14 protein-coding genes are annotated in these 16,979 nt (G+C 67.5%); 9 read left to right on the top strand and 5 right to left on the bottom strand.

The window, feature by feature from the left end; translation table 11 throughout:
- Window positions 1–14: 14 nt before the first annotated feature.
- Window positions 15–629 carry a 16S rRNA (guanine(966)-N(2))-methyltransferase RsmD gene (gene rsmD, locus MMB92_RS19160; RefSeq protein ID WP_006483748.1) on the bottom strand — a complete coding sequence of 205 codons (615 nt, stop codon included), beginning with the start codon at window positions 627–629 and terminating at the stop codon, window positions 15–17.
- Window positions 630–845: 216 nt separating this feature from the next.
- Between rsmD and ftsY the strand changes: the two genes are divergently transcribed.
- Window positions 846–2,006: a signal recognition particle-docking protein FtsY gene (ftsY, locus tag MMB92_RS19165; RefSeq protein ID WP_006483736.1), complete on the top strand. Its 1,161-nt coding sequence runs from the start codon at window positions 846–848 to the stop codon at window positions 2,004–2,006.
- Between the two features lie 85 nt (window positions 2,007–2,091).
- Here ftsY and maiA read toward each other — a convergent pair whose 3' ends face one another.
- A complete protein-coding gene (maiA, locus tag MMB92_RS19170) occupies window positions 2,092–2,736 on the bottom strand; it encodes a maleylacetoacetate isomerase (RefSeq protein ID WP_006499022.1) in 645 nt (214 codons plus the stop codon).
- Window positions 2,737–2,915: 179 nt separating this feature from the next.
- On the opposite strand from maiA, the gene ybiB reads away from it, so the two are divergent.
- Window positions 2,916–3,890 carry a DNA-binding protein YbiB gene (gene ybiB / locus MMB92_RS19175; RefSeq protein WP_205672180.1) on the top strand — a complete coding sequence of 325 codons (975 nt, stop codon included), beginning with the start codon at window positions 2,916–2,918 and terminating at the stop codon, window positions 3,888–3,890.
- Window positions 3,891–4,258: 368 nt separating this feature from the next.
- On the top strand, window positions 4,259–5,905 hold the full coding sequence (gene leuA / locus MMB92_RS19180; protein WP_006499025.1) for a 2-isopropylmalate synthase: 1,647 nt from the start codon (window positions 4,259–4,261) through the stop codon (window positions 5,903–5,905).
- A 144-nt stretch (window positions 5,906–6,049) separates the two neighbouring features.
- Here leuA and MMB92_RS19185 read toward each other — a convergent pair whose 3' ends face one another.
- Window positions 6,050–6,433 carry a nuclear transport factor 2 family protein gene (locus MMB92_RS19185; RefSeq protein WP_006483747.1) on the bottom strand — a complete coding sequence of 128 codons (384 nt, stop codon included), beginning with the start codon at window positions 6,431–6,433 and terminating at the stop codon, window positions 6,050–6,052.
- Window positions 6,434–6,478: 45 nt separating this feature from the next.
- Entirely contained in the window at window positions 6,479–7,048 is a 570-nt protein-coding gene (gene pagL / locus MMB92_RS19190; RefSeq protein WP_006483740.1) for a lipid A 3-O-deacylase PagL, read from the bottom strand.
- A gap of 360 nt (window positions 7,049–7,408) precedes the next feature.
- Between pagL and rpoH the strand changes: the two genes are divergently transcribed.
- The 6 genes from rpoH to MMB92_RS19220 all read left to right on the top strand — a co-directional run bounded on the left by rpoH (window position 7,409) and on the right by MMB92_RS19220 (window position 14,957).
- The gene (rpoH, locus tag MMB92_RS19195; RefSeq protein WP_006483735.1) at window positions 7,409–8,344 is read left to right on the top strand and encodes an RNA polymerase sigma factor RpoH; all 936 of its coding nucleotides are present in this window, start codon (window positions 7,409–7,411) and stop codon (window positions 8,342–8,344) included.
- A gap of 366 nt (window positions 8,345–8,710) precedes the next feature.
- On the top strand, window positions 8,711–8,977 hold the full coding sequence (cydP, locus tag MMB92_RS19200; protein WP_006499026.1) for a cytochrome oxidase putative small subunit CydP: 267 nt from the start codon (window positions 8,711–8,713) through the stop codon (window positions 8,975–8,977).
- Window positions 8,967–10,547, top strand: coding sequence for a cytochrome ubiquinol oxidase subunit I (locus MMB92_RS19205; protein ID WP_006483728.1), 1,581 nt, complete (start codon window positions 8,967–8,969; stop codon window positions 10,545–10,547). Before cydP ends, MMB92_RS19205 begins: the two co-directional genes overlap by 11 nt.
- A 31-nt stretch (window positions 10,548–10,578) precedes the next feature.
- Complete coding sequence (gene cydB / locus MMB92_RS19210; RefSeq protein WP_006483746.1) at window positions 10,579–11,715, top strand: cytochrome d ubiquinol oxidase subunit II; 1,137 nt, start codon at window positions 10,579–10,581, stop codon at window positions 11,713–11,715.
- A gap of 62 nt (window positions 11,716–11,777) precedes the next feature.
- Window positions 11,778–11,900 carry a cytochrome bd-I oxidase subunit CydX gene (cydX, locus tag MMB92_RS19215; RefSeq protein ID WP_006483737.1) on the top strand — a complete coding sequence of 41 codons (123 nt, stop codon included), beginning with the start codon at window positions 11,778–11,780 and terminating at the stop codon, window positions 11,898–11,900.
- Between the two features lie 570 nt (window positions 11,901–12,470).
- Window positions 12,471–14,957: a family 20 glycosylhydrolase gene (locus MMB92_RS19220; protein WP_111442038.1), complete on the top strand. Its 2,487-nt coding sequence runs from the start codon at window positions 12,471–12,473 to the stop codon at window positions 14,955–14,957.
- Between the two features lie 180 nt (window positions 14,958–15,137).
- Here MMB92_RS19220 and nagE read toward each other — a convergent pair whose 3' ends face one another.
- Window positions 15,138–16,904, bottom strand: a complete 1,767-nt coding sequence (gene nagE, locus MMB92_RS19225; RefSeq protein WP_006499031.1) for an N-acetylglucosamine-specific PTS transporter subunit IIBC — start codon at window positions 16,902–16,904, stop codon at window positions 15,138–15,140.
- Between the last annotated feature and the right edge of the window lie 75 nt (window positions 16,905–16,979).

Below are 16,979 nucleotides of genomic sequence, written 5' to 3' on the forward strand. Positions count from 1 at the left end.
GTATGGAACGCGCATTATTCATCATTTTCGCGCCGCAGCAAATGATAGTGAACCGCACCGGCCTTGCCGTGCTTCACCACCTGCCAGCCTGCGAGCGCGTCGTGCGCGGCCGGATCGAGTTCCGCCCCCGTTTCGACGTACAACGCGCCACCCGCCGCGACGAGCGGCGCCGACAGCGCGATCGCACGCTCGAGCGCGGCCAGGTCGTCGAACGGCGGATCGAGGAACACGACGTCGAACGCGCCCGGCGTCAGGCCGGCCGCGAGCCGCAGCGCATCGGCTTCGGCGATCTCGACCGAACGGGCGCCGAGCTTGTCCTTGATCGCCCGCAACTGCTGCGCGGCGCGCGGATGACGCTCGACCATCACGACGCTCGCCGCGCCGCGCGACGCGGCCTCGAAGCCGAGCGCGCCGGTGCCCGCGAACAGGTCGAGGCAGCGGCGGCCTTCGAGATCCTGGCCGAGCCAGTTGAACAGCGTCTCGCGCACGCGATCGGGGGTCGGGCGCAAGCCGTCGAGATCGAGCACCGCGAGCGGCGTGCGTTTCCAGTCGCCGCCGATGATGCGGATCGTGTGCGGCTTGCCGCGGCCGGGAGAGGCCGCGGGGCGGCCGGAAGAGGAACGGGACATACGGGATATCGACAACGGAGGGACCGGGCACGCGCAGGGGCGCGCCGCCAAACAGGCGCACGTTACCACAGCGGCGACGCGCACTGACGCGAGCGCCACGCCGCACTGATAAAATGCACGGTTTCGGCCGCCGTGCGCCGCGCCCGCGCGAACGCAGAACGGCCCGTCCGGCGCCCCGCTCCCGGCGGCGGCCCGCCCTCTTCCCGACGTCAGACCATGTTCAGTTTCTTCAAACGATTCAAGAAAACGCAGGAGCCCGATCCGGCGGAATCGCAATCGGCCGACGCGCAGCAAGCGGACGAAGCGTCCGACGCCGACGCGCCCGTGCTCGACGCGCCGCCCGCGGCCAGCGTGCCGCCGGCGCCCGCGCAACCGGCTGCGCCGGCCGTCGTGATGACCGTCACGCCGACCAACGACGGCCGCGACGAAGTCGTCGAGACGGTCGAGATCGTGCCGCCGCCGCTGCAGGACGCGTCCGCGAAGAAGTCGTGGCTCGCGCGCCTGAAGACGGGGCTCGCGAAGACGGGCTCGAGCATCACCGGCGTCTTCGTCAACACGAAGATCGACGAGGATCTGTACGAGGAGCTCGAAACCGCGCTGCTGATGTCCGACGCGGGCGTCGACGCGACCGAATACCTGCTCGGCGCGCTGCGCGAAAAGGTGCGCGCGGGCCGGCTGACCGATCCGCAGCAGGTGAAGGCTGCGCTGCACGACCTGCTCGTCGAGCTGCTGACGCCGCTCGAGAAATCGCTGATGCTCGGCCGCGCGCAGCCGCTCGTGATGATGATCACCGGCGTGAACGGCGCAGGCAAGACGACCAGCATCGGCAAGCTCGCGAAGCACCTGCAGAGCTTCGACCAGTCGGTGCTGCTGGCTGCCGGCGACACGTTCCGCGCGGCCGCGCGCGAACAGCTGGCGGTCTGGGGCGAGCGCAACAACGTGACGGTCGTGCAGCAGGAGAGCGGCGATCCGGCCGCGGTGATCTTCGACGCGGTCAGCGCCGCGCGCGCACGCAAGATCGACGTGATGATGGCCGACACGGCCGGCCGCCTGCCGACGCAGCTGCATCTGATGGAGGAGCTGAAGAAGGTGAAGCGCGTGATCGCGAAGGCGCACGACGGCGCGCCGCACGAAGTGCTGCTGGTGATCGACGCGAACACCGGCCAGAACGCGCTCACGCAGGTGAAGGCCTTCGACGACGCGCTGGGCCTGACCGGCCTGATCGTCACGAAGCTCGACGGCACCGCGAAGGGCGGGATTCTCGCCGCGATCGCGCGGCAACGGCCGGTGCCCGTCTACTTCATCGGCGTCGGCGAGAAGGTCGAGGACCTGCAGCCGTTCAGCGCGGTGGAATTCGCGGACGCGCTGCTCGGCTGAACGCCGCCGGCCTGCATCGCACGGGGCGCCTTCGGGCGCCCTTTTTCATGCGCGCCCGATCATGCTCGCCACGGGCGCGCCGCGCTCATTCCGCGTCGGGCTGCGCGCCCGGCTCGGCGGCCTTGAACGCGTCGATCGTCGCCGCATGGTCGACGATCCGCTGGATCGTCGGGAAGCGCGTCGTGTCGATCGAGAAGCGGTTCGCGTTGAACACCTGCGGCACGAGGCACACGTCGGCGAGCGTCGGCGTGTCGCCGAAGCACAGCTTGCCGGTGCGCGGGTCGTTCGCGAGACGCGCCTCGAGCGTTTCGAAGCCCGCCTCGATCCAGTGCCGGTACCACGCGTTCTTTGCGTCCTCGGGCACCTTCAGCGTGTGCTTCAGGTACTTGAGCACGCGCAGGTTGTTGAGCGGGTGGATTTCGCACGCGATCTGCAGCGCGACCGCGCGCACGTACGCACGATCGACCGGCTGCTTCGGCAGGAGCGCGGGCTCGGGATGGGTTTCGTCGAGATATTCGATGATCGCGAGCGACTGCTGCAGCGTCGCGTCGCCATCGATCAGCGTCGGCACGACCGCATCCGGATTCAGCGCGCGGTACGCGTCCTTCAGTTGCTCGCCGCCATCGCGCAGCATGTGCACGGGCGCATAGTCGAACGGCAACTGCTTGAGGTTCAGGGCGATCCGCACGCGGTACGACGCGGAACTGCGGAAATAGCTGTAGAGCTTCATGGGATGTCTCTCGTAGTCGTATTCGGTCGGCAGCGGCACGGGCGCGGCGCAGCCGGTGCGCGCGCCGCCGGGAACCAGAGTGTAGCGCGGCACGATGCGCGCCCGCGCCCGTGCGATACTCGGGGCATTCCTCACCGCTCACCGCGCGGCCCGATGCCGGCCGCCCGCCCCACGTTCCGATGACCGCTTCCCACGATCCCGCCGCCGCTCCGTTCCCTTGCGCCCGCTTCATCAAGGAAATCGGCCGCGGCCCGCACGGCGCGCGCGCCCTGTCCGCCGAGGACACGTTCGCGCTCTATCGCGCGATGCTCGATGCGCGCGTGTCGGACGTCGAACTCGGCGCGATCCTGATCGCCTATCGGCTGAAGGGCGAATCCGCCGACGAACTGGCCGCGATGCTCGCCGCCGCGCAGGCGTCGTTCGAGCCGGTGCACGTGCAGGACGCCGCGTTCCGCCCGGTGTCGATTCCGAGCTACAACGGCGCGCGCAAGCAACCGAACCTCGTGCCGCTGCTCGCGCTGCTGCTCGCGCGCGAAGGCGTGCCGGTGCTCGTGCATGGGGTCGAGCAGGATCCGGGCCGCGTGACGAGCGCCGAGATCTTCTCGGCGCTGTCGCTCCCGCCGTCGACGTCGCACGATGCGATCGAGGACACGCTCGCCGAACGCCGCGTCGCGTTCGCGCCGATCGACGTGCTGGCGCCGCGCATCGCGCACCTGCTGTCGATGCGCAGCGTGCTCGGCGTGCGCAACTCGACGCATACGCTCGTGAAGATCCTGCAGCCGTTCGCGCCGGCCGGGCTGCGGCTCGTCAACTACACGCACCCGCCGTACCGTGACAGCCTCGCGCAGCTGTTCCGCGATCATCCGGACGCCGCGCTCGGCGGCGCGCTGCTCGCGCGCGGCACCGAAGGCGAAGCGGTGGCCGACACGCGGCGCCAGGTGCAGGTCGACTGGCTGCATGACGGCGTGTGCGACACGCTGATCGAGGCCGAGCGTTCGTCGACCGCCGCACCGCCCGTCGCACTGCCCGAGTCGCGCGATGCGGCGACCACGGCCGAGTGGACGGACGCCGTGCTGCGCGGCGAGGTGCCGGTGCCCGACACCGTGGCGCGCCAGGTCGCGACGATTGTGCAGATCGCCCGCATCGCGCGCTGACGACCTGCCCCTTTATCCCGACATTTGACACGCGAGCGCATCCTGGCATAGAGTGGCCGTCATGCGTTCCTTTCCGAACACCCTCCGAATTACCTCCGGCCGCCTAGCGCGGCCGCTATCGCTACGACTAGCCTAAGGCTGTCGTAGCGCCGTGTGCTGTTCGCACGGTCCTCCCAGCAGTTCCTCGCAGTACCCCTCTCGCAGTTTTTACAACCCGAAGTCGTCAGCCTTCGTCCGTCTATCCGTCGGCCGATTCGCGAAGATCATCCGCATCTGCGGCGCCATCGTGCGCCGGGATGCGAGGCAGCGCCAACCGTCGCCCATGCCGCCCCGTCTTCGCTCGCGACTTGAGACCCGAGGTCCAGAAGATGATGCGCAATCCGCAAGACAAGTACCGTCCGTTCGAGCCCGTTCGCCTCAATGGCCGCCGCTGGCCGGCCCGCACCATCGAGCGTGCGCCCGTGTGGATGAGCACCGACCTGCGCGACGGCAACCAGTCGCTGATCGAGCCGATGAGCATCGAGCAGAAGCTCGAGTTCTTCGAAATGCTGGTCGCCATCGGGTTCAAGGAGATCGAAGTCGGTTTTCCGTCGGCGTCGCAAACCGACTTCGATTTCGTCCGCAAGCTGATCGACGACAAGCGGATTCCCGACGACGTGACGATCGAGGTGCTCGTGCAGTCGCGCGAAGACCTGATCGCCCGTACGTTCGATGCGCTCGAAGGCGTGCCGCGCGCGATCGTGCACCTGTACAACGCGGTCTGCCCGTCGTTCCGCCGCATCGTGTTCGGCATGTCGAAGAACGACGTGAAGGCGCTCGCGATCGACGGCACGCGCATCATCAAGGCACACGCGGCCGCGCGCCCGGAGACGCACTGGACCTTCCAGTACTCGCCGGAAACCTTCAGCATGACCGAGCTGACGTTCGCGCGCGAGATCTGCGACGCGGTCGCGCAGACGTGGCGCCCGACCCGCGACCACAAGATGATCGTCAACCTGCCGGCCACCGTCGAGGCCGCAACCCCGAACGTGTTCGCCGACCAGATCGAATGGATGGACCGCAACCTCGCGTATCGCGACAGCATCGTGCTGTCCGTGCATCCGCACAACGATCGCGGCACCGCGGTCGCGGCGGCCGAACTCGCGCTGCTCGCGGGCGCCGACCGCATCGAAGGCTGCCTGTTCGGCAACGGCGAGCGCACCGGCAACGTCGATCTCGTCACGCTCGCGCTGAACCTCTACACGCAAGGCATCGACCCGGGCCTTGACTTCTCCGACATCGACGCCGTGCGCCGCGTCGTCGAACGCTGCAACCAGATTCCCGTGCATCCGCGCCATCCGTACGCGGGCGACCTCGTGTTCACCGCGTTTTCCGGCTCGCACCAGGACGCGATCCGCAAGGGCTTCGCGCAGCAGCGCCCCGATGCGATCTGGGAAGTGCCGTACCTGCCGATCGACCCGGCGGATCTCGGCCGCAGCTACGACGCGGTGATCCGCGTGAACAGCCAATCCGGCAAGGGCGGCGCGACCTTCCTGCTCGAACGCGGGATGGGCTTCACGCCGACGCGCCGCGTCCAGATCGAGTTCAGCCATGCGGTGCAGACGCTCGCCGACGCATCGGGCGAGGAAGTGACGGGCGACACGATCTGCGCGCTGTTCGCGCGCGAATTCTTCGAGACGGACGGCCCGGCCGCGCGCCACGGCATCGGCGCGCGCTGGCAAAACCGCGAGATCGCGCTGGCGCCCGCCGCCGACGCGACGCCCGACGACGCCGTGCGACGTTTCGCCGCGGCATTCGCGAGCGCCGCCGGCGCCACGATCGACATCGCGTCGTGCGAATCCACGCGCACGGCGGACGGCCGGGTCGCGGTATCGGTCGGCTGCCGGGTCGGCGACGCGCCGCTGCGGCACGGTGTCGGCGTGCACGCCGATGCGGCGAGTGCGGCGCTCGATGCGGTCGTCAGCGCGATCAACCGCTCGGCATGGCACTGCGCGGATCGCCGCGCGGCGGCCTGAACGCGGGGCTTCGATGCAGGGTTGAAACGTCAGCGAGCGGGGCGTGACCGCCCGTGCGACGCGCGATCCGCGCCGCACGCGGCAACAAAAAGCGGCTCAGAAGGCCGCTTCGGTCGGGGCATGAAAAAGGCGCGTTACCCGCGCTCACGCCTCGGTCGCGCACCGCGTCGCCTGCCACGCGAACAGGCTCCAGCGACCGTGGTCGTGCGTGTGGACGGACGTATAGGCAATCGGGAACACGAGGCCGCCGTTGTTGGTTTCCATCTCGATCAACGCGCGCCCCGTGACGACGCAGGTCTCGTCGCCGACCGGCAGCACGTCCTGCGACTGGATTTCGATCTGGCGATAGCGGCGGCGGCCGGCGACGATGGCGTCGATGAACTGCTGCTTGGTTTCGCGTTTGCCGTTGGTATGGACGAAAAACACCTTGTCCGACAACAGCGCGTCGAGCGCCTCGCCGTCGCCGTCCACCATCGCCCGGAACCGGTCGCGCTCGAGCGCGCGGATCGCATCGACCACCTTCGCCATCGCCTGACTCCTCGGCAACGCGCCCGCCTTGCACGGGCGTACGGATCAGAAGTTGTACTGCAGGTAGAACTGGTGGAAATTTATACCAGGATTCGGCTCTTTGATACCCGCGTTAGACACATGTTCAAAACGGTAGCCGACCTGATACTGTTGCCGTTGGCCGAACTGCACGCCCACGCCGCCCGTCGGCGCGAACTGGAACGCGGTCGACAGCGAGAAATTGTCCGAGATCGTCGGGTGCGTCAGGAGCCGGACGCCGCCGCCCGCCTCGATGAACGGGCGAATCTGCCCGCTGCTCTTGATGAAGCGGAACATCGGCGTCACGCCGAACTCGCCGATGCTGCTGTGGACGTTGCCGCCCGTGTGCCAGTAGCCGGCGTGCCCTTCGACGACGAACGCGAAGTGCCAGCCGCCGACTTCCCACCAGTTCCAGCCCGGATCCCACACCACGCCGATATCGGCCTTGTCGACCCCGTGACGATCCGAAAACCCGCCGCCCGCCTGGATCCCCCAGCGATCCGCGAAAGCCGCACCCGATCCGCCCAGAAGAGACGCTGCCAGCATCGCATGCAGCACCAGCCGGCTGCGGGGCCGGCGATTCTTCTTATTGTTCATCTGACACTCCAACTTTGTGGGTTGAATGGAGCCTGCCGCAACGGCCGGGCCCGAGCGAACTGAATGGTATGGTAAAGGACTTTTCGGATCGGCATCACGAAACGAAATGGCTTCCTTCCAAAACGACAAAAATCGAAATCGTCTACTGATTCCCATCAGAAACAACGGCTTACGGAACTTCGTGGCGCCACCCTGGTCGCAGAATAGACTATCGGCTCGACTGGTTCGATAGAAAAATGGGGAACTCCGATGCCCCCGCCCGCTCTAAGGAATTAGCACTCACCTTGCGGGAGTGCTAAGATGACCCACGGAATCTCATTCGAGACCGGGGGTTTGTCCCTGATTCCAAAGGAGTTTTTAGTGAGCAACGCCCTGACCCTCCCGAACACCCTGAGCCCGACGCCGGCCAAGGCCGAATCGGCAGGCTCGCTGGCGCTCGCAGCCCAATCGATGTTGCCCGGCCAGCTCGGCAACATCGACGCGTACATCCAGGCCGTCAACCGCATCCCGCTGCTGACCGCCGAGGAGGAACGCCGCTACGCAACCGAATTCCGCGACGACAACAACCTCGACGCGGCGCGCCGCCTCGTGCTGTCGCACCTGCGTCTCGTCGTGTCGATCGCGCGCAACTATCTCGGCTACGGCCTGCCGCACGGCGACCTGATCCAGGAAGGCAACATCGGCCTGATGAAAGCCGTGAAGCGATTCGACCCGGCGCAAAACGTGCGCCTGGTGTCGTATGCGATTCACTGGATCAAGGCCGAGATCCACGAGTACATCCTGCGCAACTGGCGCATGGTGAAGGTCGCGACGACGAAGGCGCAGCGCAAGCTGTTCTTCAACCTGCGCAGCCACAAGAAGAGCATGCAGGCGATGACGCCCGAGGAAATCGACGGCCTCGCGCAGGAGCTCAACGTCAAGCGCGAGGAAGTCACCGAGATGGAAACGCGCCTGTCGGGCGGCGACATCGCGCTCGAAGGCCAGGTGGAAGACGGCGAGGAGTCGTACGCGCCGATCGCCTACCTGGCCGACTCGCACAACGAGCCGACCGCCGTGCTCGCCGCGCGTCAGCGCGACATGCTGCAGACGGACGGCATCGCGCAGGCGCTCGACGCGCTCGATGCACGCAGCCGCCGCATCATCGAGGCGCGCTGGCTGCACGTCGACGACGACGGCTCGGGCGGCTCGACGCTGCACGATCTCGCCGCCGAGTTCGGCGTGTCGGCGGAACGCATCCGCCAGATCGAAGCGAGCGCGATGAAAAAGATGCGCACGGCGCTCGCCGAATACGCGTAAATCGCGGCAATTTAGAGCGCTTCGTCGAAAACCGCTGCCTGACCGGCAGCGGTTTTTTTTCGTCCGTTTTTCCGCTGCTTTTCACCCGCTTTTCAACGCGTTTCACACGCCGTTTCTACGCCGATTAATTGACCTGATTCATCGGATATTGCGTCATTTGCAGCGCCCTTCCGCATAACCTTGATCCACCTCAATTTTTACCCCACGCTTCGCGACGGTCTGCCGCAGCGCAGCACTCGGCAGCGGAAAGCCGTCCTTTTAAAATTGGCATGTCAGGCGCAAAAGGATTAAAACAGCTTCACGGCCGTCACCAATCCGACGTAAAGTCGCCCCCAATCCGATCTCAATCGATTCAGGATAATCGCCTTGATCTCGATCAATAAAGAGCCTTCGCGGCCGGCCGGCACGATCGGCTGGCGCGCGCGCATCGCCGCGTGGGCACGCGGCCCCACCCTCGCCCGCGACATCGCGCTGGTGCTGATCGTCAAGCTGATCCTCCTGATGTCGCTCAAATACGCATTCTTCAATCATCCGCAGGCCGAGCACATGTCGTTGCCGCCTGCCGCCGTGGCCGAGAAGCTGCTCTCGGTGCCGGCGCCTGCATCTACCGAGGGAGACCACCATGATAAGTAGCGAAGTCGTCGATCTGTCACGTCTGCAGTTCGGCATCACGGCGCTCTACCACTTCCTGTTCGTGCCGCTGACGCTCGGCCTGTCCTGGCTGCTCGTCATCATGGAAGCCGTCTACGTGATGACCGGCAAACAGGTCTACAAGGACATGACCCAGTTCTGGGGCAAGCTGTTCGGGATCAACTTCGCGATGGGCGTGACGACCGGCATCACGCTCGAATTCCAGTTCGGCACGAACTGGTCGTACTACTCGCACTACGTCGGCGACATCTTCGGCGTGCCGCTCGCGGTCGAAGGCCTGATGGCGTTCTTCCTCGAATCCACGTTCGTCGGCCTGTTCTTCTTCGGCTGGAACCGCCTGTCGAAGGTCAAGCACCTGGTCGTCACGTTCCTCGTCGCGCTGGGCTCGAACCTGTCCGCGCTGTGGATCCTCGTCGCGAACGGCTGGATGAACAACCCGGTCGGCGCCGAGTTCAACTACCAGACGATGCGTATGGAGCTGACGAGCCTGTTCGACGTGCTGTTCAACCCGGTCGCGCAGGTGAAGTTCGTGCACACCGTGTCGGCCGGTTACGTGACGGCCGCGATGTTCGTGCTCGGCATTTCGTCGTGGTACCTGCTGAAAAAGCGCGACGTCGACTTCGCGCTGCGCTCGTTCGCGGTCGCGGCCGGCTTCGGCCTCGCGGCCACGCTGTGCGTGATCGTGCTCGGCGACGAATCGGGCTACACGACCGGCGAAGTGCAGAAGATGAAGCTCGCCGCGATCGAATCGGAATGGGAAACCCAGCCGGCGCCGGCATCGTTCACGCTGATCGGCATCCCGAACCAGAAGGAAGAGCGCACCGACTACGCGATCAAGATCCCGTACGCGCTCGGCCTGATCGCGACGCGCTCGATCGACGAGCCGGTGATCGGCCTGCGCGAGCTCGCGAAGCACAGCGAGGAACACATCCAGAGCGGGATGGTCGCGTACGGCGCCTTGCAGAAGATCAAGGAAGGCGACACGAGCGACGCGACCCGCGCGCTGTTCGACCAGCACAAGCAGTATCTCGGCTACGGACTGATGCTCAAGCAGTTCACGCCGAACGTGGTCGATGCGACGCCCGAGCAGATCAAGGCCGCCGCGAAGAAGACGATCCCGCCGGTCGCGCCCGTATTCTTCTCGTTCCGGATCATGGTGTTCCTCGGCTTCCTGTTCCTCGCGACCTTCGTCGCCGCGTTCTGGTTCTGCGCGCGCCGGCAGTTGCTGCAGGACAACCGCCGCTGGTTCCTGCGCTATGCGGTGTGGGCGATCCCGCTGCCGTGGCTCGCCGCGGAATTCGGCTGGGTCGTCGCCGAGCTCGGCCGCCAGCCGTGGACGATCGCGGGCATCCTGCCGACGCATCTGTCCGCGTCCAGCCTGACGTCGACAGACCTGTACCTGAGCCTCGCCGGTTTCATCGCGTTCTACACGGTACTGTTCATCATCGAGATCAAGCTGATGTTCAAGTACGCGCGCCTCGGCCCGTCGTCGCTGCATACCGGCCGCTATCACCACGAACTCGCCGCCGCCGGCGAGCGGGCCGCGGTCTGAGCACGCCCTCGCAACCGAACAAGGAATCGCTATGGACTATGCAACTCTCAAGCTGATCTGGTGGCTGCTCGTCGGCGTGCTGCTGATCGGCTTCGCCGTCACCGACGGCTTCGACATGGGCGCGACCGCGCTGCTGCCGTTCCTCGGCAAGACCGACGAGGAGCGCCGCATCATCGTCAACACGGTCGGCGCGACGTGGGAAGGCAACCAGGTGTGGCTGATCACGGCCGGCGGTGCGATGTTCGCCGCGTGGCCGCTCGTCTACGCCGCGTCGTTCTCCGGCTTCTACTTCGCGATGCTGCTCGTGCTGTTCGCGCTGTTCTTCCGGCCGGTGGGCTTCGACTACCGCAGCAAGCGGCCCGACCCGCGCTGGCGCGCGGGCTGGGACTGGGGCCTGTTCGTCGGCGGCTTCGTGCCGGCGCTGGTGTTCGGCGTCGCGTTCGGCAACCTGCTGCAGGGCGTGCCGTTCAAGTTCGACAGCGACCTGCGCGTGACCTACTACGGCGGCTTCTGGGCGCTGCTGAACCCGTTCGCGCTGCTGTGCGGGCTCGTCAGCCTCACGATGCTCGTCGCGCACGGCGCCGCGTTCATCAAGATGAAGACCGACGGCGTGATCGCGCGCCGTGCGTCGATCGCGCTGCGCGTCGCGTCGTTCCTCGCGGTCGTGCTGTTCGTTCTGGCCGGCGTGCTCGTCGCTTCGTATATCGGCGGCTTCCACATCACCCACGCCGCGCCGACCGACACCGTCGCGAACCCGCTGCTCAAGGACGTCGCCGCCGGTTCGGGCCTCTGGCTCGCGAACTACGGCGAGTATCCGTGGATGATCGCGGCGCCCGTCGTCGGGATCGCGGGCGGCGTGCTCGCGCTGCTGCTCGCCGGCTCGAAGCAGGAGAAGACGGCGTTCTTCTGCACGGGCCTGATGATCGTCGGCGTGATCCTGACCGCCGGCTTCTCGATGTTCCCGTTCATCATGCCGTCGTCGCTCGACCCGCGCAGCAGCCTGACCGTGTGGGATTCGACGTCGAGCCACATGACGCTGCAGGTGATGCTGTTCGCGGTGATCGTGTTCCTGCCGATCATCCTGCTCTACACGAGCTGGGTGTATCGCGTGATGCGCGGCAAGGTCACGCACCAGACGCTCGAAGAGAACAAGCACTCGATGTATTGACGCACTGAACCGGGCCGGGGCGCGCAGGCGCCCTCGCCCACCGTTTCGCAAGGAGTCGGATCATGTGGTATTTCAGCTGGATTCTCGGTATCGGCGTCGCGCTGTCGTTCGGCATCGTCAACGCGATGTGGCTCGAAGCGCGGCAGAAGCCGCAGGAAGCGCCGGTGCGTGCGCGCCGCGACTGACGCAGTGACGCACCGCGCGCGATACGCGCGGCCGCCGTCCGACAACGGAAAGAACCTCGCTTCGCGCGAGGTTTTTTTTCGTCACGGCCGCGCCGGCGGGACGTCGCACGGCGATGCCAATTTAGCGCCAGATTGATACCACTTGAATACCAATAAAAGGTTTCATAAGATCGTTGGACACGGCCGCTGACAGGCCGATTCCTTCTGGGTGGGGGAGACATGCGAATCCCGTGTGTGGCGTGCGCGTGCGCGCCGTGTCGACGTCCGCGTGCCACGGCGCGTGCCGTCGTCGCGCTCGTGCGCGGCCAACCGCGCGCCGTCGATTGCGGCCGTCTCGCCGCTGCAGCGAACGCCGCGAGCCGCCGATGATTCCGCGCACGCCGCCGCGCCGCGCCGACCGGCACGCATGCCCGCCTCCCGTTCCGTAACGCACGCGCCCGCGTGCCGAATGCGCGCGGCGCAGCCGCATCGCTCCGCGTGCTGGTATCTCCCGCAGCTCCACTGAAAGACCCGATCGCAGCAACGTCGCGTCACGGCGCCGCTACGCCCCCTTTTTCTCAGGAGTTCGAATTGAAGCGTACCTTGCCCTCCCTCATTGCCGGCCTGCTGATCGCGGTGCTGTCGCCGGCGGCGATCTCCGCGGTGCCGGCGTCGGCCGCCGCTGGCGCGAACGCCGGCACCGCGCAAGCGGCCGCCGCCCAGGCGGCCAGCCTCGCGACGCTGCTGTCGAACGGCCTCGCGTTGCGCGTGGCCGTCGACAACAACCACGCGGCCGCGGCCGGCGTACCGTGCGCCGATCTCGGCGCCGACGGCGCCGCCTGCGCGACCGGCCGCCTGATCCTGCAGAACCGCGGCCATGCGGCGATCGCCGACGGCGGCTGGAAGCTCTACCTGCACAGCATCCGCCGCCTGCTGCGGATCGACCGGCCGGGCTTCGCGCTGCGGCGGCTCACCGGCGACCTGTACGAGCTGACGCCGCAGCCGGGCTCGGTGCGGCTCGCGCCCGGCGAGCGCATCGAGCTGCCGTTCGTCGCCGAATACTGGCTGCTGCGTTACAGCGACGTGATTCCGCGTCCGTACGTCGTCGTCGACGGCGCGCCGCCGGCCGTGCTGCGCTACGACGACACCGACAACGAGCTGCGCTACGTCGAATCGCTGCCGGCCGACGCGCAGAACAATTCGACCGGCAACGCGCCGCCCGTGGCCGTGCGGCCCGATCCCGGTCGCGCGCTGCCGAGCGTGAAGCGCGAGCTGCCGCTGCCCGGCACGCTCGAGCTGCGCGGCGTCGAACTCGCGCTGCCGGACCTGCCTGACGCACAGGTCGCGGCGCTGCGCGAGCGCGCGACGACCCTCGGACTCGACGGCGCAGGCGTGCCGGTGCGCGGCTTCGTCGCGCCGCGCCGGCTGCCGGCCGACCTCGCGACACCGGGCGGCTACCGGCTCGCGATCGGGCCGCGCGGCGTGCTGATCGAAGGCTACGATCGCGCGGGCCTCTACTACGGCGTGCAGACGCTCTACTCGCTCGCGCCGGCCGGCGGCGGCCCGATCCCGGCGATGCTCGTCGAGGATGCGCCGCGCTTCACGCATCGCGGGATGCACGTCGACCTCGCGCGCAACTTCAAGCAGCCGGCGACGCTGCGCCGCCTGATCGACCAGATGAGCGCGTACAAGCTCAACCGCCTGCACCTGCATCTGTCCGACGACGAAGGCTGGCGCATCGAGATTCCCGGCCTGCCCGAGCTGACCGAGATCGGGGGACGCCGCTGCCACGACCCGAGCGAGACGCGCTGCCTGCTGCCGCAGCTCGGCTCCGGGCCGGACAATCGCTCGGGCGGCGGCTACCTGACGCGCGACGACTACGTGGCGCTCGTGCGCTACGCGGCCGCGCGCTTCGTTCAGATCATTCCCGAGATCGACATGCCCGCGCATGCGCGGGCGGCCGTCGTGACGATGGAGGCGCGCTACCGGCGGCTGCATGCGGCGGGTCGCGAGCAGGAAGCGAACGCATACCGGCTGCTCGACCCGCAGGACACGACGAACCTGACGACGGTGCAGTTCTACGACCGGCGCAGCGACCTGAACCCGTGCGTGCCGGGCGCGCTCAACTTCGCGTCGAAGGTGATCCGCGAGATCGCGGCGATGCACGCGGACGCGCAGGCGCCGCTGCAGACGTGGCACTACGGCGGCGACGAAGCGAAGAACATCTTCCTCGGCGGCGGCTTCCAGCCGCTGAACGGCACCGACCCGAACAAGGGGCGCATCGATCTGGCCGCGCAGGACAAGCCGTGGGCGCGTTCGCCCGCTTGCACGGCGCTGCTCCAGCGCGGCGAGATCAAGTCGATCGACGAGCTGCCGACGCGTTTCGCGAAACAGGTGAGCGCGGCGGTCAACGCGAACGGGATCGGCACGATGGCCGCGTGGCAGGACGGCATCAAGCATGCGAACGGGCCGCAGGATTTCAGCACGCGCCACGTGATGGTGTCGCTGTGGGACACGATCTTCTGGGGCGCGTCGGACAGCGCGCGCGACCTGAGCGGCAAGGGCTACCAGACGGTGCTCGCGCTGCCCGACTACCTGTACTTCGACTTCCCGTACACGCTCAATCCGCGCGAGCGCGGCTACTACTGGGGCTCGCACGCGACCGACGAGTACAAGGTGTTCTCGCTCGCGCCGGAGAACCTGCCGCAGAACGCCGAAGTGATGGGCGACCGCGACGGCAACCCGTTCGAGGTGACGGGCACGGGCCCCGCGCCGCGCATCGAAGGCATGCAGGGCCAGGCGTGGGGCGAGGTGATGCGCAACGACACCTTTCTCGAATACATGACCTATCCGCGACTGCTCGCGCTCGCCGAGCGCGCGTGGCACCGGGCCGACTGGGAGCTGCCGTATGCGGCCGGCGTGCGCTTCAAGCGCGGCGACACGCATCACGTCGACATCGCCGCGCTGCAGCGCGACTGGGCCGGCTTCGCGACGCTGCTCACGCAACGCGAATTGCCGAAGCTCGACCGCGCCGGCGTCGGCTACCGGAAGCCGACCTTCACGCTGACGAATCCGTGATCGGCTGACCGGCCAGGCAGTCGAGCGACGCGCGATGCGGCGCAACGCATCGCGTATCGCGCACCGCCGTCTCCAAAGCAAAAACGGCTTGCGACATCGTCGTCGCAAGCCGTTTTCTTTTGGCCTCTCTTGACCGCCGACCCGCATCCGCCGCGCGGAGGCCGGGCCGGCTTCACCGCATCACGCCGGTTGGGCTGCCGCCCCGCCGCCCGACGGCGGCAGGCGCGCGCCGAGTTGTTCGGCATAGCGCGCGGCCGCGTTGCCGCAGACGATGTGGAACGTGTCGAGCGACACCCACGCGACATCGAGCGTGCCGAGACGCTCGCGATCGACCGCCGACGGATCGCGCACGACCACGCGCAGGCGCGTGGTGGCCACCGCATCGAGCGACGCGACGTTGGTCGCACCGCCGAACACCGCGAGCCAGCGGGTCGGTTCCGGATCGAGCGGGCCGGCGGCCGCGCCCGTGACCGGCTGCGCGGCGGCCGTCGCCGGCGCGGCCGCACCGGTCGCGCCGCCGCCGATCGCGGCGCGCATCTCGTCGGCAATGATGTCGGCCTCGGGCCCGATGATCACCTGCACGCTGTTGCCGCCGCGCTTGAGCACGCCGCGCGCGCCGATCGACTTCAGTTCCGGCTCCGACACCTGCTCCGGATCGACGACGGTCAGGCGCAGGCGCGTCGTGCACGCGTCGACGACCGACAGGTTGGCCGCGCCGCCGAGCGCGGCGATGTAGCGTTGCGCGCGCGGTGCGGCAGCCGTTGCAGCCGCGCCCGCGGCCGGTGCGACGAACCCGCCCGATGCGTACGATTCCGTGGCCGCATCGGTCGACGCCGGCTCGCGGCCCGGCGTGGCCATGTTGAACTTGCGGATGAAGAAGCGGAACAGCCCGTAGTACGCGGCGCCGTACGCGATGCCGAGCGGAATCGCGATCCAGCCCTTCGTCGACAGCCCGTAGTTCAGCACGTAGTCGATCGCGCCGGCGGAGAACGTGAAGCCGAGCTTCACGCCGAGAATCTGGCAGATCGCGAGCGACAAGCCCGTCAGCACCGCGTGGATCACGTACAGCACCGGCGCGAGGAACATGAAGCTGAACTCGATCGGCTCGGTCACGCCGGTCAGGAACGACGTCAGCGCCATCGAGAACAGCAGGCCGCCGACCATCGCGCGGCGCTCCTTCGGCGCCTCGTGCAGCATCGCGAGACACGCCGCCGGCAGGCCGAACATCATGATCGGGAAGAAGCCGGCCATGAAGGTGCCCGCGGTCGGGTCGCCCGCGAAGAAGCGGTGCAGGTCGCCGTGCACGATCTCGCCGCCGGCGGGCGGCGTGAAGTTGCCGAACACGAACCACGCGAGCGAGTTGATGATGTGGTGCAGGCCGGTGACGAGCAGCAGACGGTTCAGGAAGCCGAACACGAACGCACCGATCGCGCCCGCCGTCGTCAGCCACTGGCCGGCCGCGTCGATCGCATGCTGGATCGGCTGCCACACGTACCCGAACGCGATGCCCAGTATCACGCAGACCAGCCCGGTGATGATCGGCACGAACCGCTTGCCGCCGAAGAACGCGAGGTAGTCCGGCAGCTTGATGTCCTTGTAGCGGTTGTACAGCAGGCCCGCGACGACCCCCGCGATGATCCCGGACAGCACGCCCATGTTCAGCTTGGGATCGATGTCCTTCATGATCGCGGTTTCGATCAGGTAACCGATCGCGCCCGCGAGCGCCGCCACGCCGTTGTTGTCCTTCGCGAAGCCGACCGCCACGCCGATCGCGAACAAGAGCGGCAGGTTGTCGAAGATCGCGCCGCCGGCGTCGGCGATCATCTTGATGTTGAACACGTCCGGCTGGCCGAGTCGCAGCAGGATGCCGGCGACCGGCAATACCGCGATCGGCAGCATCAGTGCCCGGCCCAGGCCCTGTATTTTCAGAAACGGATTCCCGTTCATTCAGTCCTCCAATCCTTGTCTCGTCATTAATCGTCGTTGAGCGAATGCCTTCGTCGTGAAACCGGTCGCGAACCT

This window comes from Burkholderia sp. IO2 (genome assembly GCF_029522185.1).
Classification (GTDB): Bacteria; Pseudomonadota; Gammaproteobacteria; order Burkholderiales; family Burkholderiaceae; genus Burkholderia; species Burkholderia cenocepacia.

What these genes read in the sequence shown, in the direction of transcription:
- leuA (WP_006499025.1), top strand. Translation starts at nt 4,259, where the DNA reads ATGATGCGCAATCCGCAAGACAAGTACCGTCCGTTCGAGCCCGTTCGC.
- nagE (WP_006499031.1), bottom strand. Translation starts at nt 16,904, where the DNA reads ATGAACGGGAATCCGTTTCTGAAAATACAGGGCCTGGGCCGGGCACTG.
- pagL (WP_006483740.1), bottom strand. Translation starts at nt 7,048, where the DNA reads ATGAACAATAAGAAGAATCGCCGGCCCCGCAGCCGGCTGGTGCTGCAT.
- MMB92_RS19185 (WP_006483747.1), bottom strand. Translation starts at nt 6,433, where the DNA reads ATGGCGAAGGTGGTCGATGCGATCCGCGCGCTCGAGCGCGACCGGTTC.
- MMB92_RS19205 (WP_006483728.1), top strand. Translation starts at nt 8,967, where the DNA reads ATGATAAGTAGCGAAGTCGTCGATCTGTCACGTCTGCAGTTCGGCATC.
- ybiB (WP_205672180.1), top strand. Translation starts at nt 2,916, where the DNA reads ATGACCGCTTCCCACGATCCCGCCGCCGCTCCGTTCCCTTGCGCCCGC.
- rsmD (WP_006483748.1), bottom strand. Translation starts at nt 629, where the DNA reads ATGTCCCGTTCCTCTTCCGGCCGCCCCGCGGCCTCTCCCGGCCGCGGC.
- maiA (WP_006499022.1), bottom strand. Translation starts at nt 2,736, where the DNA reads ATGAAGCTCTACAGCTATTTCCGCAGTTCCGCGTCGTACCGCGTGCGG.
- cydX (WP_006483737.1), top strand. Translation starts at nt 11,778, where the DNA reads ATGTGGTATTTCAGCTGGATTCTCGGTATCGGCGTCGCGCTGTCGTTC.
- cydB (WP_006483746.1), top strand. Translation starts at nt 10,579, where the DNA reads ATGGACTATGCAACTCTCAAGCTGATCTGGTGGCTGCTCGTCGGCGTG.
- ftsY (WP_006483736.1), top strand. Translation starts at nt 846, where the DNA reads ATGTTCAGTTTCTTCAAACGATTCAAGAAAACGCAGGAGCCCGATCCG.